Raw genomic sequence first — 25,148 nt, 5'->3', positions numbered from 1 at the left:
TTTAGTTGTAAGAAATCATAAGTTGACCCGATAAAACCCACTTTTTTTGGATAGGATTTCTTTTAAAAAGTAAGATATTTGCAAACCTAATTGAAAATTCATTTTACAATGGCTTCAAAACCAAGTATACCCAAAGGAACGCGCGATTTTTCGCCAGCCGAAGTGGCCAAAAGACAGTACATTATTCAGACGATAAAAAAAAATTTTGAAAAATTTGGCTTTCAACCTATAGAAACTCCATCCTTCGAGAATTCAGATACTTTGATGGGAAAATATGGTGAAGAAGGCGACCGCTTGATTTTTAAAATCTTGAATTCGGGCGATTATTTGTCAAAAGCCAATGCTACGCATATAGAAAACAAAGACAGTTTAAAATTGACCGCGAGTATTTCTGAGAAAGCTTTGCGTTATGATTTGACTGTTCCTTTTGCACGTTACGTGGTACAACATCAAAGTGAAATTGAGTTTCCGTTCAAACGCTATCAAATTCAGCCCGTGTGGCGCGCTGACCGTCCACAAAAAGGGCGTTTTAGAGAATTTTTTCAGTGCGATGCTGATGTGGTAGGTTCCAAATCATTGTGGCAGGAAGTGGAGTTGGTACAATTGTATGACACCGTTTTTACCGCTTTAGGATTAGAAGGCGTGACCATCAAAATCAATAATCGTAAAATTTTATCGGGAATTGCTGAGGTGATTGGCGCATCGGATAAGTTGATTGATTTTACCGTGGCATTGGATAAACTGGATAAGATTGGCGAAGACGGTGTTAAGAAAGAAATGATTGAAAAAGGCATTTCCGAAGAAGCGATTGCCAAAGTGCAACCCTTGTTTAGTTTTACAGGAACGATTACAGAGAAAATCAATCAATTGTCGCAGTTGCTTTCTGCCTCTGTAGAAGGGATGAAAGGTGTTGAAGAATTGCAATTCATTTGTGAAAAAGTGACCCAATTAGGACTAGCTACTGCACAGTTGGATTTGGACGTGACTTTGGCAAGAGGATTGAATTATTATACAGGAGCTATTTTTGAAATTGCTCCACCTAAAACCGTTGCTATGGGGTCCATTGGCGGTGGCGGAAGATATGACGATTTAACGGGTATTTTTGGTTTGAAAAATATGAGTGGTGTGGGGATTTCTTTCGGCTTGGACCGCATTTATTTGGTTATCGAAGAATTGGGATTGTTCCCAGATACGGTTGCTGCTACTTCAAAAGCGTTGTTTGTGAATTACGGCGAAACCGAAGCTTTTGTAGCGATGCAAACCATTCAAAAATTGAGAGCCGAAGGCATTAAAGTAGAATTGTATCCTGATGCTGTCAAAATGGGGAAACAATTGCAATATGCTGACAAAAGAGGTATTCCGTTTGCTGTGATTATTGGTGCGCAAGAAATAGAATCGGGGAAATTTGCTTTAAAAAACTTAGTAACCGGTGAACAAGTAGTCTTTGATTATGAAGGCTTACAACGAGAATTAGAAAGGTAAATAGCCCTAACAAAAAAAGCTTCGTTTAGATAAACGAAGCTTTTTTTATTATAAACAATGCTGAATTAATAATTAACTAAAAACGGAAATAATTCTCTGTATATAAATTATATATTGAAATAATAGAATGACAAATTTAGGTAAACTATTTCGTGATAGTCTTAAAATTATATTAAATTTTTATGAAGTTCGTAAAAATGTAAAACAATTGATTTTTTTGCCTTAGAAATGAACAGCAAAGTTTTGGTATCTGACAATTTGACATTTTGCTAGTTTTGGCAACACTTTTGACAAGTAATGTATAGAATCAAAAAGGATGTTTAAAAATTTTTTTAAAAATAAAAGCAATATGACTACTGAAAATACAGAGTTCGATCAAGAAATAGATGATGCAACGTTGGAGAATAATGCAAATGGAGAGCAACTAATCATTGAAGAATTAAGTGTTGAAGAACAATTAGCACAAGATTTAGCCAAAGAAAAAGATAAATTCTTGCGCTTATTCGCTGAGTTTGAAAATTACAAAAGACGAACAACAAAAGAGCGTATTGAGTTATTCAAAACAGCCAATCAAGAAGTTTTATTGGCTTTGCTACCTGTTTTAGACGATTTTGATCGCGCTATGGTTGAAATCAACAAGTCAGAAGATGAGTTGTTGACTAAAGGGGTAGAGTTGATTCATGAGAAACTAAAAGGAACTTTGGTGACCAAAGGGTTAGAAGTAGTGGATGTAAATGTAGGTGACGCTTTTAACGCTGATTTTGCTGAAGCAATAACTCAAATTCCTGCGCCATCAGACGATTTAAAAGGTAAAATTGTAGACGTATTGGAAAAAGGATATAAACTAGGCGATAAAATTATTCGTTTTCCAAAAGTGGTAATTGGACAATAATCAGAATTTAAATAGCGCATTTGTAGCTAAATGTAATAGCACCATATACAATGAAAAAAGATTTTTACGAAACATTAGGGGTTTCTAAGAGTGCTTCGGGTGATGATATCAAAAAAGCGTACCGAAAAAAGGCATTAGAGTTCCATCCTGACAAAAACCCTGACAATCCTGCAGCCGAAGAGCAATTCAAAATGGCTGCCGAAGCCTATGAAGTATTAAGCGATCCTCAAAAGAAAGCCAAGTATGATCAATACGGTCACCAAGCTTTTGATGGAGCTGGCGGATTTGGAGGTGGTCACGGCGGGATGAATATGGAAGATATTTTTAGCCAATTCGGAGATATTTTCGGAGGTGGCTTTGGTGGTTTCGGAGGTGGAGGCGGCGGTTCTCGTCGTGCCAAAGGAAGCAATATGCGAATTAAAGTCAAATTAACATTGGAAGAAATTGCCAATGGTGTGGAGAAAAAAGTAAAAGTAAAACGTAAGGTGCAAGCACCTGGTGTTACTTATAAAACGTGTTCAACTTGTAACGGTCAAGGTCAAGTGATGCGTGTGACCAATACTATTTTGGGTCGTATGCAATCGGCGTCAACTTGTCCTTCTTGTGGAGGATCAGGACAAATTTTGGATAAAAAACCAAACAATGCCGATGCGCAAGGAATGATTTTAGAAGACGAAACAGTTTCTATCAAAATTCCAGCAGGTGTAGTTGACGGTATGCAATTGAAAGTTTCTGGAAAAGGAAATGATGCTCCTGGAAATAGTATTCCTGGTGATTTGATTGTAGCGATTGAAGAGTTGGAGCACGAGTTCTTGAAACGTGAAGGAGAGAATTTACACTACGATTTGTACATTAGTTTTGCGGAAGCGGTTTTGGGAGTCTCTAAAGATATCGAAGCGGTAAATGGCAAAGTGCGTATCAAATTAGAAGAAGGTATTCAATCTGGAAAAATATTGCGTTTGAAAGGAAAAGGAATTCCAAGTATTAATGGTTACGGAAGTGGCGATTTATTAGTTCACGTGAATGTTTGGACACCAAAAACATTGACCAAAGAACAAAAACAATTCTTTGAAAATGCGTTGAATGACGATAATTTTACGCCGCATCCTGAAAAATCAGACAAATCATTCTTTGAGAAAGTTAAAGATATGTTTTCTTAATTTTTTTAATCTTATTTTATATTTATCCCTATGTTTTTGTAGCATGGGGATTTTTTTTGCTGTTTAGTTTTTGATAAATGATAGTACCGCAAATTCGCAAATTATTTTTTTTTAAAGTGTATTTTTTGATTACCGCAAATTCGCAAATTATTTTTTAAAAGTGTGTTGTTGGATTGCCACAGATTCGCAAATTATTTTTTTTAAAGTGTATTTTTTGATTACCGCAAATTCGCAAATTATTTTTTAAAAGTGTGTTGTTGGATTACCGCAAATTCGCAAATTATTTTTTAAAAGTATGGTGATTGATTGCTGCAGATTAGCAGATTATTTTTTAAAAGTGTGTTGTTGGATTGCCACAGATTCGCAGATTATTTTTTAAAAGTGTGTTGTTGGATTGCCACAGATTCGCAAATTATTTTTTAAAAGTGTGTTGTTGGATTACCGCAGATTAGCAAATTATTTTTTAAAAGTGTGTTGTTGGATTGCTGCAGATTCGCAGGTTATTTTATAAAAGTATGGTGATTGATTGCTGCAGATTCGCAGATTTTGAATGTTTTTTAGTTGGATAATTTGCGAATTTGCGGTCGATAACCTGATAACTTTAAAAGACATTTGAAATAGTAAATCGATTAGTGGTTGAAATACCAAAAGTACTGCTTACAAATAACAGGAAATGACTTCAATTTAGCGTTCTAGTTCGTTTGGTTTTATTGCTGTAAAAAGCCGCATTTTCTGTAACAATTGGGCATTGTTGACTACTAATTACCTATTTTTGCAATTCTAAAAATCAAGCTATGAGTAGTATTCTCGAGGTAAAAAATGTAGTGAAGCAATATGGCGATTATGTAGCGCTTAATTCTGTTTCGCTTACGATACCCAAAGGCAGTATTTATGGTTTATTAGGACCCAATGGTGCCGGAAAAACCTCTTTAATTCGTATCATCAATCAGATTACGTTGCCCGATAGTGGCGAAGTACTTTTGGATGGCGAAAAATTACAGCCCCATCACATTCAGCAAATCGGGTATCTACCCGAAGAAAGAGGCTTGTACAAATCGATGAAAGTTGGCGAGCAGTGTTTGTATTTGGCGCAACTGAAAGGGCTTTCTAAAAAAGAAGCCAAAATTCAGTTGGACTATTGGTTTGAGAAATTAGACATCAAAGGCTGGTGGAACAAGAAAATAGAGGAGTTGTCCAAAGGAATGGCACAAAAGATTCAGTTTGTAGTGTGTGTGTTGCACCAACCCAAATTGTTGATTTTTGATGAGCCGTTTTCAGGTTTTGACCCTGTGAATGCGAATATTATCAAAGATGAAATTTTAGGCTTAAAGGAAAAAGGTACTACTATTATTTTCTCTACCCATAGAATGGAAAGTGTAGAGGAATTGTGTGACCATATCGCTTTGATTCATAAATCGAACAAACTCATTGAGGGAAAATTGGAAGAAGTAAAACGCCAATACCGCTCTAATAGTTTTGAAGTGGGTATTTTGACGGATAATGTCGAAGGATTAATGTATGATTTGACACTGAAGTTTACCGTGGGTCCAGCCAATTTCAAATCATTGAATCAAGAACTAAAATTAGAAATTCAGCTAGGTACAGGTACACCCAACGAGTTGTTGCAAGTCCTTACGCAACGTGGTCAAGTGACCCATTTTGTCGAAAAAATTCCAAGTGTGAACGATATCTTTATTAAAACTGTAACCGAGTAAATTCTATAAAAATAATGAGCAAATTATCCCTTATCATAAAAAGAGAATTTATAGCCAAGGTGCGCAACAAATCGTTTATCGTAATGACTTTTTTGAGTCCGTTATTGTTTGTTGGAATTGCTGTTTTTGTTAGCTATTTGGCGTCTATGAAAGCCGATACCAAGCAAATTGCGGTTCACGACGAAACGGGTTTGTTTGTTGCTGATTTTATGGCTAAAAATAAAAAAGATAGCGAATACCAGTATTTGGATTTGTCGGTTTTGGACCTGAAAGCCCTTAAGGATAGCATCACGCAAGAGCGTTTTGAAGGCGTGTTACAAATTCCTAAAACGGCATCTATTGCTGAGTTAGATAAGAAGATTCAATTCATATCCAATGATAGTCCAAGTATCACTTTTATTGAGGAAGTTCAGGATATTTTGGATAAAAAAATTACCCAACTCAATTTTCAATCCGCAAAATTGGATACGGTGGCGATACATAAAGCGCAGTCCAATATTAGCATCAGTTTGAGTAAAGCCTCAGGCGAGGAAAGTTTGAAAGGATTGAATGAAATTAAAATTGCCATTGGCGGTGCCTTTGGGTATTTGATTATGATGTTTATTGTGATTTATGGCAATATGGTGATGCGAAGCGTAATCGAAGAAAAAACCAATCGTATCATCGAAATCATTATTTCCTCGGTAAAACCTTTTCAGTTGATGATGGGGAAAATCATTGGAACTTCGTTGGCAGGAATTCTTCAGTTTTTAATTTGGGCGATTATAGGTTTAGGATTGTTTTTGGGTGCTTCGCTGTTTTTCGGTGTTAATTTGGGACCTACTTCTAAAGTTCCACCCGAAGTTATGCAAGCAGCGCAACACGAAATAGCTAGTACGGCCCAATTGTATATAGCCGAATTATGGAATCTTCCGATTGGAACTTTACTGACTTGTTTTGTGATTTATTTCATTGGAGGGTACTTTTTGTACAGTTCATTTTATGCTGCAATTGGTGCAGCTGTTGACAACGAAACCGATTCGCAACAGTTTTTGTTGCCGATTATTATGCCTTTGATTTTGGGTGTTTACATCGGGTTTTTTACGGTAATCAATGACCCTCACGGCACGGTAGCCACCATTTTCTCGATTGTGCCTTTGACTTCACCGATTGTAATGCTAATGCGCATTCCTTTTGGCGTACCTTTGTGGCAAATTTTGCTTTCGATGGTACTTTTATTCGGAACGTTTTTATTGGTAGTTTGGTTTGCTTCCAAAATTTATCGCGTGGGCATTTTGATGTACGGCAAAAAACCAAGTTGGAAAGAATTGTATAAGTGGTTGAAATATTAAAGTTTAACTGTTTAATCGGTTAAACGATTAAACACATAACCGATTAAACTAAAAATGAGTAAAATATTAATTATAGAAGACGAAGCAGCGATTCGTAGAGTTTTGGTCAAGATTCTTTCAGAAGAGAATGATACCTATCAGGTAGACGAAGCTGAAGACGGTGCTGTAGGTTTAGAGAAAATAAAAAATACCGATTACGATTTGGTGCTTTGCGATATCAAAATGCCAAAATTAGACGGGGCCGAAGTATTGGAAGCTGTCAAAAAAATCAAACCTGAGATTCCAATGGTGATGATTTCGGGACACGGTGATATGGAAACGGCCATCAATACGATGCGTTTGGGCGCTTTTGATTACATCTCAAAACCACCAGATTTGAACCGATTATTGAATACCGTTCGCAATGCCTTAGACCGAAAAAAATTAGTAGTTGAGAATAAAATTCTAAAGAAAAAAGTCAGCAAAAACTACGAAATGATTGGCGAGAGTGAAGCCATTAATCATATCAAAATGATGATTGATAAAGTGGCGCCTACCGAAGCTAGGGTATTAATTACAGGACCCAACGGAACTGGAAAAGAATTGGTAGCGCATCAATTGCACGAGAAAAGCGAACGTGCAAGTTTTCCTTTAATCGAAGTGAACTGTGCTGCTATTCCATCAGAATTGATAGAAAGTGAGTTGTTTGGACACGTAAAAGGCGCCTTCACTTCGGCTGTAAAAGACCGTGCAGGAAAGTTTGAAGCAGCCGATAAAGGCACTATTTTCTTGGACGAGATTGGCGATATGAGTCTTTCGGCTCAAGCCAAAGTGTTGCGTGCTTTACAAGAAAGTATGATTACGAGGGTGGGAGCAGACAAAGACATTAAAGTCGATGTTCGTGTAGTTGCTGCAACCAACAAAGACTTGAAACAAGAGATTGCTGAAGGTCGTTTTAGAGAAGATTTGTACCACCGTTTGGCGGTTATTTTGATTAAAGTTCCTGCTTTGAATGAACGTCGCACCGATATTCCGATGTTGGTTACACATTTTGCTGAGAAAATTGCTTCAGAACAAGGAAATGCTGTGAAAAAATTCTCGGAAGCTGCCATTAGCTTACTGCAAGAATACGATTGGACAGGAAATATTCGAGAGTTACGCAATGTAGTGGAACGCTTAATAATTCTGGGTGGAAGCGAAATCTCTGAAACGGATGTGAAGTTGTTTGCTTCAAAATAAATGTAATGATTTGAAGGTTGAAAAATGTAAAGAGTAATAAATGTAATAAATCTTTCAATTTTTCAATTTTTCAATTTTTTAATAAGAACTAATGAAACTAAAAAAAATAAACGAGAATCTTCAAAAGTCATTGATTGAAAATGGTTTGGTAGAAGCCAATGCTATGCAACAGGATACTTTTTCTACGCTTAAAAGCGGAGCAGATTGTTTGATTGTTGCGCCGAAAGCAAGCGGAAAAACAACGACTATTGTAATCAATGTAATTCAGCGTTTGGCGGGTTCCAATGAAGAATCTCCAAGAGCACTTATCGTAGTAGAAGACAAAGCTAAGGTATTGGCAATGGAGGAGCTTTTTGATAAATACAATCAGTATACCAAGTTAGAGGTATACGGTGTACACGATAAAGGTGATTTGGATTATGACAAAAATTATATTTCAACCGGTATTGATGTTTTGATTGGGACACCTAGTCGATTGAATGAAATGTTTTCTTCTGCGGGCTACAATGTGAATCGCTTAAAAATGTTCATTATTGATGACACCGATCCCATATTGAAATTACGTCATGAAACCAAAATTATGCGTATTTCAAATAGTATTGCCAAAACGCAGCGAATCATTTTTGCAGAACAGTTCTCGGAACGAATTGATTTGTTGGCAGAGAAAATGCTAATCGAACCTTTTGAGTTTGATTTCGATGAAGAAGTTGAAGAAGATGAAGAAGAAAGTTAGAAGGTAGATTTTAAAAAAAAAACTTTGCGGTTAAGTTAACCACAAATCATCAACGACAAACAATAAATACCATGGGATTAATGAAAGTGTTTTCAGGTAGTGAAATTTTAGCACTAGCCTTGCAAGAAAAATTAGAAACAGCGGGAATCGATACCGTAAAAAAAGACAATATTCAATCGGCTCGTTTGGGTGGATTTGGTGGTTCTGATTTGGCCATTGAAATTTTTATTCAAGAAACAGATTTTGCTAAGGCGAATCCAGTTATCGAGGATTTTAGAATGAGTATATAAATTACAATAAGGAAAAATGAAGTGAGCCCTGAATTCGTGTTGATGTTCAGGGCTTTTTTATGGCTAAAAAGCGACACAACCAATGTTTTTAATATATTTGAAAGAATTAAAAGCAACCAGATGAATGTAACCCTTGTTTCGATTGCGGAGTATGCGATAAGTGTTGTTTTTGGAAAAACAATCCAAGAATCGTATTATGAGGGTGTCTTGCAATTGAATCAGTTATTGTACAAAGAACCTTTTGAAGGTTTTATTGAAACGGTTCCATCCTACACTACACTTACAGTTTTTTACGCACCCAAAAAAATCAATGCATCGCCATTATCTCCATCTGAATTTGTTGTACAGTATTTAAAAACCTTACTTGCCAAAGAAAAGCCACTAACCAATTGTGTATCGGATACTATTGTGGTTCCGGTTTGTTACGACGAAGCGTTTGGGTATGATCTAGCTTCTTTAGCAGAAGAAAAAAATATTTCGATTCAATCCCTAATTCAATTGCATAGTGAGCAGGAATACAAAGTGTATATGATGGGTTTTTTGCCTGGCTTTCCCTATATGGGAGAGGTGCATCCCAAGTTGGTAGCACCCAGAAAAGCATCTCCAAGAAGTTGGGTAGCTGCTGGATCAGTGGGTATTGCTGGAAATCAAACAGGAATTTATCCCTTAGATTCCCCAGGAGGTTGGCAAATCGTAGGCAGGACACCTTTAAATTTATTTGACTTAGATAATGATCCAATTTTTTACTTTACAAATGGGAATCGCATCCGATTTAAACCGATTTCAAAAGAACAATTTAATGCCTTGAAAAAAGAGCCTTCACCAAAAGTAACCATTTCTGAAGCCAAACCCAATGCTGTAGTATTGAAACCCGGGGTGTTTGCTGTTTTTCAAGATAGTGGTCGGCAAGGCTATCGAGCTTTTGGAGTTCCTGAGAGTGGCGCTATGGATATCGCATCACATCATTTGGCCAACGCAATAGTTGGTAATACCATAGATGCAGCCACCATAGAAGTTACTATGGGAGGCTTGGCGATTCAGTTTTTTGAAAACACTTATGTGGTAGTTACTGGTGCGGGAAAAGGAAAGGTAGATGCACAAACCATTAGTTCCAATAAAAAACAACTCGTTAAAGCAAATTCTGTGTTAGAGATTAAATTTTCTAATCTAGGGTTGCGGACTTATATTGCTGTGGAGGGTGGTTTTGAAACTGCTAGGCTTTTGAATAGTAAAAGTGCAACGCCTAAAATTAACATTGGAAGTGTATTAACCAAAGGGAATGCACTTTATTTTGGTAAATCACCTACAAAACTAACTAGAGATTGTGCCAACTTGGTTTTTCCTAATTTTGAATTGTCTACTACTATTCGTATCATAGAAGGGGCTGAATATGAATGGCTCGATTCAAAAAGCAAGCTGATATTGGGTTCAGAAGCTTTTCTTTTAACGAATCGTTGTGATCGAATGGGCTATCATTTGCAAGGAGTTCCATTAAAAACAAACGCAACTCAAGAATTGCTTTCAACTGCAGTGGTCAAAGGAACCATTCAACTCACGCCAAGCGGGCAGCTTATTGTATTAATGAATGATTGTCAAACTACAGGAGGCTATCCACGTGTAGCACAAGTTGCTGCTGTTGATATGCCTATTTTAGCCCAATTACGCCCCACAGATGAAGTTAGTTTTAAAATGATTTCATTTATTGAAGCAGAAAAGCTGTACCTAAATCAACAAAATAGCTATGAAGATTTTTTCAATTGATTTGAATTGTGACATGGGCGAAGGAATGCCTAATGATGAGGCCATTATGCCATTCATTTCGTCAGCCAATATTGCCTGTGGGTATCATGCTGGGAATACGATTATTATGCAAGAAACGGTGGTCTTGGCAATAAAAAATAATGTAAAAATTGGAGCACATCCTTCTTTTCCAGATCGAGTAAATTTTGGAAGAACAATCATGCATTTTTCAAGTCAAGAAATTGCAAATATGGTGCAAGAACAAATCGAATCGCTATTAGAAGTTACGAAAAAGAACCATGCGGTGCTGCATCATGTGAAACCACATGGCGCTCTTTACAACCAAGCTTTCAAAGATGAAGCGGTAGCTGAAGGCATTTGCCAAGCCATATTGTCGGTCGATACCAATTTGATTTTATATGCACAAAGTGGTAGTGTTTTATATAGAAAAGCTCAAGAAAAGCAATTGAGAGTTTGTGCCGAAGTTTTTGCAGATAGAACCTATCAAACGGATGGGAGCTTAACGCCAAGATCTGAAAGAGAGGCTCTATTACATACAACCGCAGCAGTACAATCCCAAGTAGTACAGATGGCATTGCAGCAAAAAGTTTTGGCAAAGGGTACGCTGATTCCCATACAAGCAGACACTATTTGTGTTCATGGAGATGGGGAACACGCACTTGATTTTGTGAAAATGATTCGAAAAACCTTACTACAAAATGGTATCCAAATACACTCGATCCATGATTAAAAAAACACATTCCGCTTATTATGGAGCGGCTTTTTTGATGGCAACCTCGGCGATAGGCCCTGGTTTTTTAACTAGTACGACGCTGTTCACTTCTAAACTTCTAGCTAGTTTTGGTTTTGCTATATTAATTTCGATACTCATTGATGTCATTGCCCAAGTTACTATTTGGAGAATCATTACCGTCACTAATAAACCTGCTCAAGTCATTGCAAATGAGTTGTATCCGGGTTTGGGTAATTTTTTGTCCTTATTGATTATTCTAGGTGGAATGGTTTTTAACATTGGTAACATTGCAGGTTGTGGCATGGGATTACAAGTATTGTTTGGGATTGATTTGGCTACAGGTGCCTTATGGAGTGCTGGTTTAAGTATTATCGTTTTTTTAATAAAAGATGCAGGAAAAGCGATGGATTGGTTTGCCAAAATCTTAGGAATGATAATGATAGTTTTAACCATTTATGTTGCTTTTTCATCACATCCACCCATACTAGAGGCCATTCATAAAACAATTGTACCTGATCAAATCGATGTAATGTCTATCATCACCATTGTGGGAGGAACGGTGGGAGGCTATATTACATTTGCAGGAGCTCATCGCTTATTAGAAGCTGGCGTTTGTGGTTCAGATAATTTAAAAGAGGTGGATAGGTCTGCATTTACCGCAATTGGTATAGCCTCTGTAATGCGAATTTTATTGTTTTTGGCTTCTTTAGGTGTTGTGATGCAAGGCTTGTCGATTGATGAAAACAATCCAGCAGCATCTGTTTTTCAATTAGCGGCAGGTAATTTAGGGTATAAATTTTTCGGAATTGTAATTTGGTCTGCAGCGGTAACTTCGGTTGTTGGAGCCTCTTATACTTCTATTTCTTTCGCAGAATCCTATCATCCCCTAATTGAAAAATACAAACGCTATTGCATTGTCGCTTTTATAATCGTAGCTACTTTAGTATTTGTATTTTATGGCAAACCTGTAAAAGTATTGATTTTTGCAGGAGCTCTTAATGGTTTTATCTTGGCTTTTTCTATCGGAATTATGTTAGTGGCAGCCACTAAAAAGCGTATTATGAATTCGTATACACACCCTAAAATGCTATTCGTCTTAGGTGGTATTGTCTCGGTTTTATTATTCATTTTTGGTGGAGTAACTCTGTTTAACGAGCTTCAAAAAGTAATTGGTTGATTTTAGCTTGCATTAGTTAAGCAATGCAGGGCAAACGCATGAGTTTGAAAAAATAAAAATTAGAGCCACGAATTACACAAACTAACACAAATTAAATGTCATAAATAGCACAAATCTGCCAAAGAAAGATAAGATTCGTGTCATTTAAATTTTAGTATCACAAAATTAGTGCGTAGTAGTGGCATTCGTGGCAAAAAAATAAATGATGCGTTTGCCCTGAAGCAATGCATAAGTTGTTTCTTGACTAATTTTGTTTAGTCTATCTTTGCAGAATATTTATAATTCCTACTTATGGTGTGGGAATTTTATAAAAGATAGTTGATGATGAAATATAAAATGTTAGTTTTAGATATGGATGACACGCTGTTGACAGACAATCATACCATTTCTAAAGAAAATCGAGCCATGATTGCAATGGCACAAGCAAAGGGAGTTCAAGTAGTTTTGGCATCAGGACGTCCTACGCCTGCAATGACGCATTATGCAAAAGACTTGCAAAATAATTACATGATTTCGTTTAATGGAGCTGTAGTTAGTGATTTAAAAAACGATCAAGTTATTTTTGAACAATCGTTGACTAAAGAGCAAATTCATGAGCTACATGATTATAGTTTGAAAATGAAAACGCATATCATTACGTATATTAATGATACGATTGTTAGCGAAACCCACTCCGAATTCATTGAGGTAGAGCGAAGCATAACGGGTATGCCACATGAATTGGTACCTGATTTTAAATCTGCCGTTACTTCTAATGCAGTAAAATGTATTTTATTAGAAGATCCTTCATATTTGAAAACTGTAGAAAACGATTTGAAACTAGCGATGCCCGATTTAAGTGTGTCCATGTCGAAACCTTTCTTTTTGGAAGTCGCACCTAATGGGATTGATAAAGCGGCAAGTATAGCATTTTTGGCGAAAAAATTAGACATAGACCAAAGCGAAATTATTGCAGTAGGCAATGCTGGAAACGATTTGACCATGATTCAATATGCGGGATTGGGGGTTTGGGTAGATAATGTTACTCCCGAATTGCGAGGTTTTGGTGATGTTGTTGTCGCCTCGAATAATGATCATGGCGTGGCTGAAGTGATTGAACGTTATATTTTGAGTTAAGAAACCTCTTTTGTTTCTTTAGAATTAAAAATATCAGATAATTTTCATCTAGTACAATGAAAAAAATCGGATATTTTTTAGTTATATCCCTTTTAAAATATCTAACTACTTCATTTTTAATTCTTAGAATTAATATGTAATTTTGCACCCTCAATTTTTTGACAACGATTTCATTAATTGAGCTATCTTATGGAAAATAAAAAACGTGTGGCCTTCTATACGCTGGGTTGTAAATTGAACTTTTCAGAAACGTCAACCATAGCGAGAAATCTTCAAGAAGAAGGCTTTGAAAGGGTGGATTTTGAAGAAGTAGCGGATATGTATGTTATCAATACATGCTCCGTTACAGAAAATGCAGACAAACAATTCAAGCAAGTCGTGCGCAAAGCGATGAAGCTAAACGACAAAGCCTTTGTAGCCGCTGTGGGTTGTTATGCACAATTAAAGCCAGAAGAACTCGCCGATGTTGACGGTGTAGATTTGGTTCTAGGCGCCACCGAAAAATTCAAATTGGCAGATTATATTAACGATTTATCAAAAAACGATTTTGGTCAAGTACATTCTTGCGAAATCGCCGAAGCCGATTTTTATGTAGGCAGTTATTCTATTGGCGATAGAACAAGAGCCTTTTTGAAAGTACAAGACGGTTGCGATTACAAATGCACTTATTGTACAATTCCATTAGCGAGAGGAATTTCTAGAAGTGATGCTTTAGAAAATGTATTAAAAAATGCTGCCGAAATTTCGCAACAAGGAATCAAAGAAATAGTGCTTACGGGTGTGAATATTGGCGATTACGGAAAAGGAGAGTTCGGGAACAAAAAACACGAACATACCTTCCTTGATTTGGTAAAAGCACTGGACGAAGTAGAGGGAATCGAACGCCTTCGTATATCGTCTATCGAACCCAATTTGTTGAAAAACGAAACGATTGATTTTGTTGCCAAAAGCCGAACATTTGTACCACATTTTCATATTCCTTTGCAATCTGGAAGTAATGAGATTTTGGGAAAAATGAAACGTCGTTACCAACGTGAAGTGTATACCGACAGAGTTGCCAATATTCGTAGAGTAATGCCAGACGCTTGTATTGGTGTAGATGTAATCGTAGGATTTCCTGGAGAAACCGATGAGCATTTCCTAGAAACTTATCATTTTTTGAATGATTTAGATATTTCTTATTTGCACGTTTTTACCTATTCAGAACGCGATAATACCGAGGCAGCTGTGATGGAAGGCGTGGTTCCTAATAACGTTCGTGCCAAACGAAGCAAAATGTTACGTGGTTTATCAGTAAAGAAACGCCGTGCTTTTTACGAAAGTCAATTGGGTACCCAAAGAACCGTTTTGTTTGAGGGCGAAAATAAGGAAGGATACATTCACGGATTTACCGAAAATTATGTAAAAGTGAAAACCCCATGGGACCCAGCTTTAGTAAACACATTGCATGATATTCAATTAACCAAAATAGACGAAGACGGAAGCGTTCGTATGGAGTTTTTGAATGTTGAGGTATAATTGATACGATTTTTTTTTTACCATTAAGGGATTAAGTTGATGAAGCGAAAGGTTTAGTTTTCTTATTTTCTTAATGGTTTTTTATTTCTAAGAGTATTGTTTATTAATTGAAGCGACACTATTTTGTTTCTAATCACTAGTTGTTCTGCTTTTGTTATACTCTTTTTTTACACCTGACAGTTTTTTAAAACCTGTCAGGTGTAAATAAAAAAAGGATTTCCTCTGCAATCGGGGTTCAAAAGGCAAAAATTACCTTTTCATGAGCGTGTTAATTTTACAATCAAAGCTTATTCTTATCAAGGACCAATTTATAAATATTCGTTTCCAATACCTCAGAGTCTTTGTCTTCGCATAACAAAAACTCCAAGGTTTTGTCCGAATTCTGATAGAGGGTAAGGCCTTCGAATTTATGGGTATCGCTTATTTTTTGTGTAAGTTCTAGTTTCATGGTTGCCACATCTATTACACCAATTAAGCTTCCTTTTACTTCACCATCATTATACGTCGATTGTGTATCTTCGGCAGTAGCCAAAAAATAAATTTTAGTATCCACCAAAACAGCATCGGTAAAACTACTGCGCACCCCATTAATTTTGGGCAACTTATACTCGTTGCTAATCATATTAAATTCGTTGATTAGGTTTTTACCATAAATCGTAAAAATCACATTCTTGCCCTTCTTTCCGTTCCCCCGATTAAAAAGTAGCCATTCTTTTCCTGTATAGATAGCACCTTCAAGATTAAAATCATCGGCTTTAATTTGACCAAAGCTTTGCATCACGCCATACAAATCTGTCAAATCGTTGGTTTTTACCTCTTTTTCGGTTGTGTTTATTGCTGCCATTTTGTTGCGTTTGTGAGTAGAACCCGAACCAAAAACATACAATTTGTCTTCAAAACTCGTGATAGCTTCAAAATCAGGTTTGTCTTTTTTGGCAATATTTGCGCTGGCGTTTTCAATAATAGCGTGTTGCTGCAAGTCTTTGGCTTCGATATTGTATTCGTACAAATAGCCGCTGTTATCACCAATAACATATAAGGAAGGTGATTTGAAAATAAGACCAGAAGCAGAGCCAATTCCTATGATTTGAAATAAAAGCTCGAGTGTGAATTTTTCCATACAATGTGTTTTGAAAATGATTGCTAGCCCAGATAGAAGCGGCATCCTTACTAGGCGGTGTTCGCCTAGTAAGATATAGCGTATAGCTGGAAATAGCTCCTCAAAAATAACCTATTTTGTGATTACTTTTTTTTATTCATTTTAAAAAACAAAGCAGAGTTTAATAAAAAAAGTACCTTTGCGATCCTTAAAAAATTCAAAGAATGAACTTTTCCCAATATACCAAAGAGTTTTCTTATAATATAAAATTAGCCTATCCTGTAGTTTTAGGAATGCTAGGGCATACCTTAATTGGTATTGTCGATAATTATATGGTTGGTAATTTGGGGTCAACGGAATTGGCAGCGGTTTCGTTAGGCAATAGTTTTATTTTTTTGGCGCTCTCTGTTGGTATTGGTTTTTCTACAGCCATTACGCCTTTGATTGCAGAGGCCGACGCTGAAAAAAACAAAAAGAAAATTCGTACTATCTTTCATCATGGATTACTATTATGTACTGTTTTGGGTATTGTTTTGTTTGCTTTGACCGTCTTGTCTAAGCAACTGATGTATTTTATGAATCAACCCAAAGAAGTAGTGATTTTGGCAGCACCATATATTGATTGGGTGGCTTTTTCGTTGATTCCTGTAATCATTTATCAAGGCTACAAACAATTTGCCGATGGATTATCACAAACCAAATATTCAATGTATGCCATCTTTTTTGCGAATGTAGTGCATGTTTTCTTTAATTATGTTTTGATTTATGGCGTATGGTTTTTTCCAAAATTGGGGATAGTAGGAGCGGCTTTAGGTACCGTAATTTCTAGAATTTTGATGGTGATTTTTATGCATTATATAATGAAGCAAAATACTGTCATGAAAAGTTATTTTAAAAATTTTACCTTTAAAGAAATAAAAAAAACGATATTAAAAAAAATCATCAGTCTAGGTTTGCCCTCAGCGATGCAAATGTTGTTTGAAGTGACCTTGTTTACCGCTGCGATTTGGCTTTCAGGAACTTTGGGGAAGAATAGCCAAGCGGCCAATCAAATTGCTTTAATTTTAGCTTCCTCAACTTTTATGGTCGCAATGGGATTGAATGTAACAGCAATGATACGTGTCGGTCACGCCAAAGGAGCGGCCGATTTTAAAGGACTAATTGTTGTAGCCCGTTCTATTTTTTTATTGGCGATACTGATTGAATCGCTATTTGCCATTTTATTTATTGTCTTCCATAATTATTTGCCACATTTATTCTTGAATACTGCCGATGTTTCTCAATTGGCCGATAACAATGAAATTATAATGATTACGGCTAAATTGCTGTTGGTTGCAGCAGTTTTTCAAATTTCAGATGGGGTTCAAGTGGTTGTTTTGGGAGCATTGAGAGGGCTTCAAGATGTGAAGATTCCAATGTACATTACTTTTGTAGCCTATTGGATTGTTGGATTTCCCGTATCCTTTTACTTAGGAAAATATACAGATTTAAAGGTGGTAGGAATTTGGATTGGGTTATTGGCGGGATTAACAGCGGCGGCTGTATTTTTATACATTCGATTTTCTCGTTTGACCAAAAAACTGGTTCTTTTGAACACAGCCGAATAAAGTTTTTCTTATAAATGTAACTTCTACTTTATTTCCTCGTATAATAAGCATATCAACTAAACCTAAAAAAATGATAGTATTTATTATTCTCGGAATAATTTTGTTAGTCGTTAGTTTTTCTGTAAACAACAACGCTAATCCTTTATCTAAATTTTCTAATCTTTTAAAAATTATTGGTATTGTAGTATTGCTAATCGGAGTTTTTTCTTCGATGTTCAAACAAATCGACGCTGGTAAAGTAGGTGTGAAATCGCTTTATGGTAGTGTACAACCTGATATTCTAGAGAGCGGACTTCATATTATTAATCCGCTTTTGGATATTACTGTTTTTGATGTACAAACACAAAACTATACGATGTCAGCGGTTCACAACGAAGGGGCTCTTGAAGGTGATGACGCCATCAGAGTTTTATCCAATGACGGATTGGAGGTTGTTATTGACTTGACGGTTTTGTATCGTGTAATCCCAAATGAAGCACCCAAAATTTTGAAAGGAATTGGAGAAAGCTACACCGACAAAATTGTACGTCCAGTAACCAGAACCCGTATTCGTGACAACGCTGTTTATTATGATGCAGTGGCTTTGTATTCAACCAAAAGAAATGAATTCCAACAACGTATTTTCAAAAGTATCGAAGCCGATTTTAAATCTAGAGGATTGGTGTTAGAGCAATTGTTGATTCGAAATATCAATTTGCCAGAATCTGTAAAGAAAACCATCGAAAGTAAAATTAATGCAGAACAAGATGCTCAAAAAATGACTTTTGTTTTGCAAAAAGAAAAACAAGAAGCGGAACGAAAAAGGGTAGAAGCACAAGGTATCGCAGATTACCAACGCATCATTTCTATGGGGCTTACTGATAAACAATTGCAATACGAACAAATCAAAGCGCAAAAAGAAATCGCTACTTCACCCAACACCAAAATTATTTTTATGGGAAAAGGTAGCGCACCAGTGATTCTTTCAGATAAATAGTTTTTTGAGGTTAATCGGTTATTTGTTTAATCGGTTAACTGTTACGAACTGAATGCTTAAATTTGTAAAAAGTTATACGCTTTGCATAGCTTAGAAGTAAAATATAGTCAATAGACAACGAACAATAAACAACAAACAAAAATGGAATTACCAAAATTTTTATTAGGCGACAATACCGACTTTCCAGACGATATCTTTATCATTCATATGGATTATCCAAGATTTATCATTAATCTTAAAGATGATGAGGTAGAGTTTTTAGAAGAACCAGAAGACCTAGACGAAGCCGAATTGAACGCCGAAATGGAAGGCTTAATCGAACAAGCTAATGCGTTTTATGACCGCGAAATAGCACGATTTGAAGAGGAATAAGTTGGAATTAATCTCATAATAGAAAAAAGGGTAGTGTGAAATTGTTAAACACTACCCTTTTTTGGTTAGTTACTTTATTTTTGGGTTGAGTATTTACTCTTTTTGTACAAATACGAAGCCGTAATCACATGACTCAACGCATCTTTTGCCAGTTCTTTGTTGAGAGGTACTGGAGTAAAGATAGTATCTTTTGAAACTTTAAATTGCAAAGGTTCTTTATGGGGTTGCATAATAACCACTTGGTCTTCTACTCGGAAGGCATTCACATCGTGAAACTGCATAATTGCTCTTCCTTGGGTTGTAGCAGGCAAACGGAACAGATTTCGACCCGGCATTGGCGTGATAACATTCATTCCAATTTTACTCAATGTGGTTGGTTGGATGTCAATTTGGCTACACAATTTTTCATATTTGGTATTTTTTGGAATGTTGGGACCAATCAACAAAGCGGGTATGTGAAATTTATGAATAGGCACTAAATGTTTTCCGTAAGTTCTAGTGTTGTGGTCGGCAATGACCAAGAAAATGGTGTTTTTGTAATAGGCCTCTTTTTTGGCTAATGCAAAAAACTTTCCAATAGCATAATCGGCATATTTCATTGCATTATGTACGGTGTTTTTAGGCTTTTCGTACAACTGAATTCGGCCATCAGGGAACTCAAAAGGTTCGTGATTAGAAGAGGAGAAAACGAGTGATACAAAGGGCTTGTCTTTTAGTGTTTTGAAATACGTATTGGCTTTTACCATTACATCTTCATCAGACCAACCCCAAGTGCCGTGAAAAGCACTAGTTTTAGGGTTGTATTGCGGTTCGTCAATGATGGTGCTAAATCCGTTTCCGTTAAAAAAAGCACCCATATTATCAAAGTTGGCCATTCCGCCATAAATAAAACTGGTGTCATATCCTTTTGCTTTCAATAAACTAGCAATGGTATAAAAGTCTTTTTGAGAGTTATTCAGTTTGACCACACTTTCTGATGGCGAAGGCAGAAAACCAGTAACAACGGCTTCAATTCCGCGGACACTTCTAGTACCAGTGGAGTACATATTGGTAAAAAGCGTTCCTTCTTTGGTTAATTTATCAAATTCTGGTGTTAGAGGCAACCCACCCAAACTTCCCACATATTCTGCGCCTAAGCTTTCTTCCAAAATGATAACAATATTGTAAGGCTTATGTAGTATAGTATCGGATTTGCTTTTGTGCAGTAAAGGAAAATTGGCATCAACAAAATCTTCTGGTTTTGCATCCATATATCTTTTTACGCGAGGAATGGCTTCTTCGGGTTTCATTTTTCCGTACATCTTATCGGAGTTTCCTTCATTTTTTAAGGAATACACAGCAAAACCAAGCGTGTAAAAGGAGTTCAATCCCAAACAATTCGTTAATTGGTCTGTAGAGAAAATGGCGTTGCTAGCATTTATTGGTCTTTTGGAAGTCAAACTAGAACGCGCACCAAAAAACAATAAAAAAGCGACTAAAGGAAATAGGAGTATTTTGGTTTTGTAAGACGTATTTCCAACTCCAAAAAGCTGTTTTCTAAACCGAATTAATGCATAAATAAAGGCCAACAAAAAAACGATGGTAGCCAAAATAGAAGGCAAATAGCCCTTGTATAACATTCCAATCACTTCTTTTGGGTAAATCAAATACTCAATAAAGAGTTGGTTAGGACGTGTGTCGTATTGTGCGATGAAATTTGGTGTTGCCAATTCAAAGAACAGCAATAAACTGAGGAAAAAGATAAAGTAAACCGTCAAAAATGACTGGATTTTGTATACCCATTTTTCTGGAAAAAGACTAATCAATACAGCTGGAAGTAGCGAAATATAACACAGTAATATCATGTCCATTCTTAGACCGATAGGAAAAAGATACCCGTAATTTTCGGTAGCAACTACACGTTCTTTAAAAAGAAAAAATAAAACGATTCGGCTCAGTGTAGTGATGCATAAACCAAGTAACAAAAAGTTTACAATTGGTTTTAAGTGGGCTATTTTTTTCAAGAGAAATTAAAATTTAGTGGCGCAAAAATACTATTTAGTGAAAGAATTGTAATGCTTTTGTATGCATAAACCAAAAGAAAAAAAGTTATTTTTTGAAGTAGGTATCCAAAATATCCTGTGCAGCAGCAAAGGGAGAAAGCGCATTATTGGCCACGGCTTCTTTATTTTTTTCTAGTAGTGGAACTATTTCTGGATGATTGTAAAAATGGTTTTTCAAATACTCATTGATGGTTTCGAGCATCCAATATTGGTTTTGTGCCGCTCTTTTTTCAAAAAAATACTGATTAGCTTGAGTGGTTCCTATGTAGCTCAAAATGGTTTCCCAAATGGCTGGAATTCCTTCTTTTGTTATAGCACTGCAAGTAGTTGTAGTTGGTGTCCAACCCGATTTTTTGGCTGGAAAAAGATGCAAAGCACGGTTGAATTCTACTTTTGCCAAATTTGATTTGCGGATATTGTCGCCATCCGCTTTGTTGATGACTATCGCATCGGCCATTTCCATAATACCGCGTTTGATGCCTTGTAATTCATCGCCTGCTCCAGCAATTTTTAGCAATAAAAAAAAGTCGACCATACTGTGTACCGCAGTTTCACTTTGGCCAACACCAACGGTTTCGATGATAATGGTGTCAAAGCCAAAAGCTTCGCACAAAGTAATGGTTTCTCTAGTTTTTCGCGCTACACCGCCCAAGGTTTCCCCAGATGCCGAAGGTCGAATAAAAGCATTTTTATCTTTCACCAATTCCTCCATTCGGGTTTTATCGCCCAAAATACTTCCGTGCGAAATGGTACTGCTAGGGTCGACGGCGAGAACTGCCACTTTTCTGCCTAAACTCGTTAAGTGTTTCCCAAAGGCTTCAATAAAAGTGCTTTTGCCAACACCAGGCACACCTGTAATGCCAATTCTAACGGATTCTTTTACGTGCGACAAACACGAATTGATGACTTCGTTGGCTTGACTCAAATGCTTGGGGTTGGTGCTTTCTACTATTGTAATCGCACGGCTCAAAGCAGTAATGTTACCAGCCAAAATCCCTTCAACTAATTCCGCAGGAGTAGGCGTTTTTTTTCGAAACGATTGAATGGTGTTAGCCGCTACAATGCTAACACTCTCGGGTGAAGGAATACCCGGAACTTCGTGTAGCGTTGATTTTTTTTGATATGGTAGAGACAAGATAAGAAAGATTAACTTAGTAAAATTAATTAAATCTTATGGGTTTATGTAAAAATAAATGTAAAAATAGTTACTTATGAAAAACCTCTTATTCATTGCTCTTGCAAAACAAACCTTAAGATTAATTTTGATAGTAAAGTTTTTTTGGAGCTAAACAATTGGCTTTTTCGGGAGGCAGGTTTCCTGCTATCCACTATATCTCCTGCCTTGTTCGGTCACAAGTCAGGAGGATGCCGTTCCTATCAGGGCTACTCAGAAAAATAAGGCTTTTCAGTTGGCAAAAAAAAAATTATTCGTTGATGTAGTCTTCAGAGAGTCGTGTGGAATTGGGGAGAAGCGTATTAATTTTGGCATATTGCAAAAGCATAATCGTTTTGGCATCTTTTATTTGTCCAGTTTCGATCATTAAGTACGCTTGTTCAAACGGAATTTCAATCACATCAATCTCTTCATGTTCTTGATCCAATCCGCCTCCACAGCTCACTCTCATGCTTGCATCGTATTCACCAACAAAAAAATGTAAAATCTCTGTTACAGCTCCAGGTGACATATACGATTCGAATACTTTTCGTACCGATGAAAGGCGATAGCCTGTTTCCTCTTCGGTTTCGCGAATGATACAAGCTACTGGATCCTCTTCGTCAAGTAAACCCGCACATACTTCAATTAACAAGCCTGTTTTGTTTCCATTCATATAAGTAGGCAATCGAAATTGGCGTGTCAAAACTACAGTCCCTTTTTGAACATTATACAACAATATGGCAGCTCCGTTGCCTCTATCGTACACCTCTCGTTTTTGTGTATCCCAGGTGCCATCCTTTTTTTGATAATCAACAGTGACCCTGTTCAAAATATACCAATTGTCGGATAGTAATTCGGTCTCTTTTATTTTGTATTTCGGATTTGACATAGTTAGGTTTTTTTTGGTTGTTATAAAAAACGCTCTGAAATTTCAGAGCGTTTGGTTTTTATTTCAAAATAGTTTGCTTTCTGTCTGGTCCAACAGATACTATTTTTATAGGTACTTCTACCTCTTTTTCTATAAATTCAATGTATTCTTTTAATTCCTTTGGTAATTCCTCATAAGTGGTCATTCCTGTCAAATCTTGCGCCCAACCTTTGAATTCTTGGTATACAGGAGTTACGTTTTCTGGTTCGATATTGTATGGGAAATGAGTGATTTCTTTTCCTTGGTATTGGTAAGCTGTACACACTTTTAAGGTGTTAAATCCAGAAAGCACATCGCCTTTCATCATCATCAATTGGGTTACACCATTTACTTGTACGGCGTACTTTAATGCTACTAAATCCAACCAGCCACAACGTCTTTGTCTTCCAGTAACCGATCCAAATTCGTTACCAATTCTGGCCATAGTAGCTCCGTCTTCATCAAATAATTCAGTTGGGAAAGGACCGCTACCTACACGTGTAACATAGGCTTTGAAAATTCCATATACTTCTTTGATTTTGTTAGGAGCAATACCTAAACCTGTACAAGCTCCAGCAGCTGTAGTATTAGATGAAGTTACAAATGGATAGGTTCCAAAATCAACATCCAACAATGAACCTTGAGCCCCTTCACACAAAATAGATTTTCCTGCTTTTTGCGCTTGGTGTAAATAGTCTTCACTATCAATAAAATCTAATTTTTTCAATTCTTCGATAGCTTCAAAAAATTCGGCTTCCATTTCAGCCAAATTGTACTGAATAGCTACATCATAGAATTTAATCATTTCTTCGTGTTTGTCTGCCAAAGCTCTGTAACGATCAGCGAAATCTTCTAATTCGATATCTCCAACTCTAAGACCATTTCTACCTGTTTTGTCCATGTACGTTGGTCCAATTCCTTTCAAAGTAGATCCGATTTTCGCTTTTCCTTTTGCCGCTTCAGAAGCTGCATCTAACAAACGGTGGGTTGGTAAAATTAAATGCGCTTTTCTAGAAATGATTAATTTACTTTTGATATCGATATCAAATTTCTGAAGACCTTCTATTTCTTTTTGAAAAACCACAGGATCAATCACTACACCATTTCCAATAATATTAATAGAGTTCTTGTGGAAAATTCCAGAAGGTATGGTTCTCAAAACATGTTTGATGCCATCAAATTCTAAAGTATGTCCAGCATTTGGTCCTCCTTGAAAACGGGCAATGATATCATAATTAGAGGTTAGTACGTCTACAATTTTTCCTTTTCCTTCATCCCCCCATTGTAATCCTAATAATAAATCTACGGTCATTATGTGTATTGTTTGTTGTTAATTAAATAGAATTGGACAACGCTTGTGTTGTCCAGTCTTCTTTATAGTCGATAAAAATTATTCTGTTTTCTTTTTGTTGCCATATAAATACAGCGAGTGATTGGTGATTTCAATGTCAAAAATCTCTTCAATTGTTTTTTTGATGGATTGAATTCTTGGATCACAAAACTCAATGACTTCTCCTGTATCGGTCATAATGATATGATCGTGTTGTTTATCAAAATAGGACTTTTCATAATGTGCTTGGTTTTGACCAAATTGGTGTTTACGCACCAATGCACAATCTAGTAATAATTCTATGGTATTGTATAGTGTCGCTCTACTCACACGATAATTTTTGTTTTTCATTTTGATGTACAAATTTTCGATATCAAAATGCTCTTCACTATTGTAGATTTCTTGAAGGATAGCATACCGCTCAGGCGTTTTTCTATGTCCTTTATTTTCAAGATACATCGTAAAAACATTTTTTACAATTTCTTGATTTTTATTGTTTTCTGTGGAGATGAGTGTCATATCTGGCAAAGATA

At 36.4% G+C, this 25,148-nt stretch carries 22 protein-coding genes; 16 read left to right on the top strand and 6 right to left on the bottom strand.

What is annotated here, in order from left to right; all coding sequences use genetic code 11:
- Window positions 1-108 precede the first annotated feature (108 nt).
- The 13 genes from hisS (at window position 109) to mtaB (ending at window position 15,126) form a co-directional block, all read left to right on the top strand.
- On the top strand, window positions 109-1,482 hold the full coding sequence (gene hisS / locus ACSVH5_RS08215) for a histidine--tRNA ligase (protein WP_438060959.1): 1,374 nt from the start codon (window positions 109-111) through the stop codon (window positions 1,480-1,482).
- A 316-nt stretch (window positions 1,483-1,798) separates the two neighbouring features.
- Window positions 1,799-2,374, top strand: a complete 576-nt coding sequence (locus ACSVH5_RS08210; RefSeq protein WP_438060958.1) for a nucleotide exchange factor GrpE — start codon at window positions 1,799-1,801, stop codon at window positions 2,372-2,374.
- A 50-nt stretch (window positions 2,375-2,424) separates the two neighbouring features.
- Window positions 2,425-3,534 carry a molecular chaperone DnaJ gene (dnaJ, locus tag ACSVH5_RS08205; protein WP_438060957.1) on the top strand — a complete coding sequence of 370 codons (1,110 nt, stop codon included), beginning with the start codon at window positions 2,425-2,427 and terminating at the stop codon, window positions 3,532-3,534.
- Between the two features lie 794 nt (window positions 3,535-4,328).
- Entirely contained in the window at window positions 4,329-5,249 is a 921-nt protein-coding gene (locus tag ACSVH5_RS08200) for an ABC transporter ATP-binding protein (RefSeq protein WP_438060956.1), read from the top strand.
- Window positions 5,250-5,263: 14 nt separating this feature from the next.
- Window positions 5,264-6,580, top strand: coding sequence for an ABC transporter permease (locus ACSVH5_RS08195; RefSeq protein ID WP_438060955.1), 1,317 nt, complete (start codon window positions 5,264-5,266; stop codon window positions 6,578-6,580).
- A 54-nt stretch (window positions 6,581-6,634) separates the two neighbouring features.
- A complete protein-coding gene (locus ACSVH5_RS08190; protein WP_438060954.1) occupies window positions 6,635-7,798 on the top strand; it encodes a sigma-54-dependent transcriptional regulator in 1,164 nt (387 codons plus the stop codon).
- A 91-nt stretch (window positions 7,799-7,889) separates the two neighbouring features.
- A complete protein-coding gene (locus ACSVH5_RS08185) occupies window positions 7,890-8,531 on the top strand; it encodes a DEAD/DEAH box helicase (protein WP_438060953.1) in 642 nt (213 codons plus the stop codon).
- 71 nt (window positions 8,532-8,602) lie between these two features.
- Entirely contained in the window at window positions 8,603-8,821 is a 219-nt protein-coding gene (locus tag ACSVH5_RS08180; RefSeq protein ID WP_159682878.1) for a putative signal transducing protein, read from the top strand.
- Window positions 8,822-8,941: 120 nt separating this feature from the next.
- The gene (pxpB, locus tag ACSVH5_RS08175; RefSeq protein ID WP_438060952.1) at window positions 8,942-10,582 is read left to right on the top strand and encodes a 5-oxoprolinase subunit PxpB; all 1,641 of its coding nucleotides are present in this window, start codon (window positions 8,942-8,944) and stop codon (window positions 10,580-10,582) included.
- Entirely contained in the window at window positions 10,563-11,312 is a 750-nt protein-coding gene (locus tag ACSVH5_RS08170; protein ID WP_438060951.1) for a 5-oxoprolinase subunit PxpA, read from the top strand. Before pxpB ends, ACSVH5_RS08170 begins: the two co-directional genes overlap by 20 nt.
- A complete protein-coding gene (locus ACSVH5_RS08165; protein WP_438060950.1) occupies window positions 11,305-12,492 on the top strand; it encodes an NRAMP family divalent metal transporter in 1,188 nt (395 codons plus the stop codon). The genes ACSVH5_RS08170 and ACSVH5_RS08165 overlap by 8 nt, the downstream gene beginning before the upstream one ends.
- A 321-nt stretch (window positions 12,493-12,813) precedes the next feature.
- Window positions 12,814-13,608 (top strand): Cof-type HAD-IIB family hydrolase, encoded by a 795-nt coding sequence (locus ACSVH5_RS08160; protein ID WP_438060949.1) that lies wholly within the window; start codon window positions 12,814-12,816, stop codon window positions 13,606-13,608.
- Window positions 13,609-13,797: 189 nt separating this feature from the next.
- A complete protein-coding gene (mtaB, locus tag ACSVH5_RS08155; RefSeq protein WP_438060948.1) occupies window positions 13,798-15,126 on the top strand; it encodes a tRNA (N(6)-L-threonylcarbamoyladenosine(37)-C(2))-methylthiotransferase MtaB in 1,329 nt (442 codons plus the stop codon).
- Window positions 15,127-15,406: 280 nt separating this feature from the next.
- Here mtaB and ACSVH5_RS08150 read toward each other — a convergent pair whose 3' ends face one another.
- Window positions 15,407-16,246 carry a DUF6929 family protein gene (locus ACSVH5_RS08150; protein WP_438060947.1) on the bottom strand — a complete coding sequence of 280 codons (840 nt, stop codon included), beginning with the start codon at window positions 16,244-16,246 and terminating at the stop codon, window positions 15,407-15,409.
- Window positions 16,247-16,449: 203 nt separating this feature from the next.
- Between ACSVH5_RS08150 and ACSVH5_RS08145 the strand changes: the two genes are divergently transcribed.
- The 3 genes from ACSVH5_RS08145 (at window position 16,450) to ACSVH5_RS08135 (ending at window position 19,180) form a co-directional block, all read left to right on the top strand.
- Complete coding sequence (locus tag ACSVH5_RS08145) at window positions 16,450-17,832, top strand: MATE family efflux transporter (protein ID WP_438060946.1); 1,383 nt, start codon at window positions 16,450-16,452, stop codon at window positions 17,830-17,832.
- A 70-nt stretch (window positions 17,833-17,902) separates the two neighbouring features.
- A complete protein-coding gene (locus ACSVH5_RS08140) occupies window positions 17,903-18,808 on the top strand; it encodes a prohibitin family protein (protein ID WP_438060945.1) in 906 nt (301 codons plus the stop codon).
- Window positions 18,809-18,949: 141 nt separating this feature from the next.
- Window positions 18,950-19,180, top strand: a complete 231-nt coding sequence (locus tag ACSVH5_RS08135) for a hypothetical protein (protein ID WP_024982332.1) — start codon at window positions 18,950-18,952, stop codon at window positions 19,178-19,180.
- 74 nt (window positions 19,181-19,254) lie between these two features.
- Here the strand turns inward: ACSVH5_RS08135 and ACSVH5_RS08130 are convergent, their stop codons facing one another.
- The 5 genes from ACSVH5_RS08130 to ACSVH5_RS08110 form a co-directional block, all read right to left on the bottom strand.
- Window positions 19,255-21,183, bottom strand: a complete 1,929-nt coding sequence (locus ACSVH5_RS08130; protein WP_438060944.1) for an LTA synthase family protein — start codon at window positions 21,181-21,183, stop codon at window positions 19,255-19,257.
- Between the two features lie 85 nt (window positions 21,184-21,268).
- The gene (gene meaB / locus ACSVH5_RS08125; RefSeq protein WP_438060943.1) at window positions 21,269-22,357 is read right to left on the bottom strand and encodes a methylmalonyl Co-A mutase-associated GTPase MeaB; all 1,089 of its coding nucleotides are present in this window, start codon (window positions 22,355-22,357) and stop codon (window positions 21,269-21,271) included.
- A 289-nt stretch (window positions 22,358-22,646) separates the two neighbouring features.
- Complete coding sequence (gene nudK, locus ACSVH5_RS08120; protein WP_438060942.1) at window positions 22,647-23,267, bottom strand: GDP-mannose pyrophosphatase NudK; 621 nt, start codon at window positions 23,265-23,267, stop codon at window positions 22,647-22,649.
- A gap of 58 nt (window positions 23,268-23,325) precedes the next feature.
- Entirely contained in the window at window positions 23,326-24,597 is a 1,272-nt protein-coding gene (locus tag ACSVH5_RS08115; RefSeq protein WP_438060941.1) for an adenylosuccinate synthase, read from the bottom strand.
- A 78-nt stretch (window positions 24,598-24,675) separates the two neighbouring features.
- Window positions 24,676-25,134, bottom strand: a complete 459-nt coding sequence (locus tag ACSVH5_RS08110) for a Fur family transcriptional regulator (protein ID WP_438060940.1) — start codon at window positions 25,132-25,134, stop codon at window positions 24,676-24,678.
- Window positions 25,135-25,148: the final 14 nt, after the last annotated feature.

The organism is Flavobacterium sp. RSSA_27, from assembly GCF_051547125.1.
Taxonomy (GTDB): Bacteria; Bacteroidota; Bacteroidia; order Flavobacteriales; family Flavobacteriaceae; genus Flavobacterium.
Note: the sequence above shows the minus strand (reverse complement) of the source record. Positions and strands in the feature narration are given on the sequence as shown.

What these genes read in the sequence shown, in the direction of transcription:
- mtaB (WP_438060948.1), top strand. Translation starts at nt 13,798, where the DNA reads ATGGAAAATAAAAAACGTGTGGCCTTCTATACGCTGGGTTGTAAATTG.
- ACSVH5_RS08210 (WP_438060958.1), top strand. Translation starts at nt 1,799, where the DNA reads ATGTTTAAAAATTTTTTTAAAAATAAAAGCAATATGACTACTGAAAAT.
- ACSVH5_RS08145 (WP_438060946.1), top strand. Translation starts at nt 16,450, where the DNA reads ATGAACTTTTCCCAATATACCAAAGAGTTTTCTTATAATATAAAATTA.
- ACSVH5_RS08190 (WP_438060954.1), top strand. Translation starts at nt 6,635, where the DNA reads ATGAGTAAAATATTAATTATAGAAGACGAAGCAGCGATTCGTAGAGTT.
- dnaJ (WP_438060957.1), top strand. Translation starts at nt 2,425, where the DNA reads ATGAAAAAAGATTTTTACGAAACATTAGGGGTTTCTAAGAGTGCTTCG.
- ACSVH5_RS08140 (WP_438060945.1), top strand. Translation starts at nt 17,903, where the DNA reads ATGATAGTATTTATTATTCTCGGAATAATTTTGTTAGTCGTTAGTTTT.
- ACSVH5_RS08170 (WP_438060951.1), top strand. Translation starts at nt 10,563, where the DNA reads ATGAAGATTTTTTCAATTGATTTGAATTGTGACATGGGCGAAGGAATG.
- pxpB (WP_438060952.1), top strand. Translation starts at nt 8,942, where the DNA reads ATGAATGTAACCCTTGTTTCGATTGCGGAGTATGCGATAAGTGTTGTT.
- ACSVH5_RS08165 (WP_438060950.1), top strand. Translation starts at nt 11,305, where the DNA reads ATGATTAAAAAAACACATTCCGCTTATTATGGAGCGGCTTTTTTGATG.
- ACSVH5_RS08185 (WP_438060953.1), top strand. Translation starts at nt 7,890, where the DNA reads ATGAAACTAAAAAAAATAAACGAGAATCTTCAAAAGTCATTGATTGAA.
- ACSVH5_RS08135 (WP_024982332.1), top strand. Translation starts at nt 18,950, where the DNA reads ATGGAATTACCAAAATTTTTATTAGGCGACAATACCGACTTTCCAGAC.
- hisS (WP_438060959.1), top strand. Translation starts at nt 109, where the DNA reads ATGGCTTCAAAACCAAGTATACCCAAAGGAACGCGCGATTTTTCGCCA.
- ACSVH5_RS08150 (WP_438060947.1), bottom strand. Translation starts at nt 16,246, where the DNA reads ATGGAAAAATTCACACTCGAGCTTTTATTTCAAATCATAGGAATTGGC.
- ACSVH5_RS08160 (WP_438060949.1), top strand. Translation starts at nt 12,814, where the DNA reads ATGATGAAATATAAAATGTTAGTTTTAGATATGGATGACACGCTGTTG.
- ACSVH5_RS08200 (WP_438060956.1), top strand. Translation starts at nt 4,329, where the DNA reads ATGAGTAGTATTCTCGAGGTAAAAAATGTAGTGAAGCAATATGGCGAT.
- nudK (WP_438060942.1), bottom strand. Translation starts at nt 23,267, where the DNA reads ATGTCAAATCCGAAATACAAAATAAAAGAGACCGAATTACTATCCGAC.
- ACSVH5_RS08195 (WP_438060955.1), top strand. Translation starts at nt 5,264, where the DNA reads ATGAGCAAATTATCCCTTATCATAAAAAGAGAATTTATAGCCAAGGTG.
- ACSVH5_RS08110 (WP_438060940.1), bottom strand. Translation starts at nt 25,134, where the DNA reads ATGACACTCATCTCCACAGAAAACAATAAAAATCAAGAAATTGTAAAA.
- ACSVH5_RS08180 (WP_159682878.1), top strand. Translation starts at nt 8,603, where the DNA reads ATGGGATTAATGAAAGTGTTTTCAGGTAGTGAAATTTTAGCACTAGCC.
- ACSVH5_RS08115 (WP_438060941.1), bottom strand. Translation starts at nt 24,597, where the DNA reads ATGACCGTAGATTTATTATTAGGATTACAATGGGGGGATGAAGGAAAA.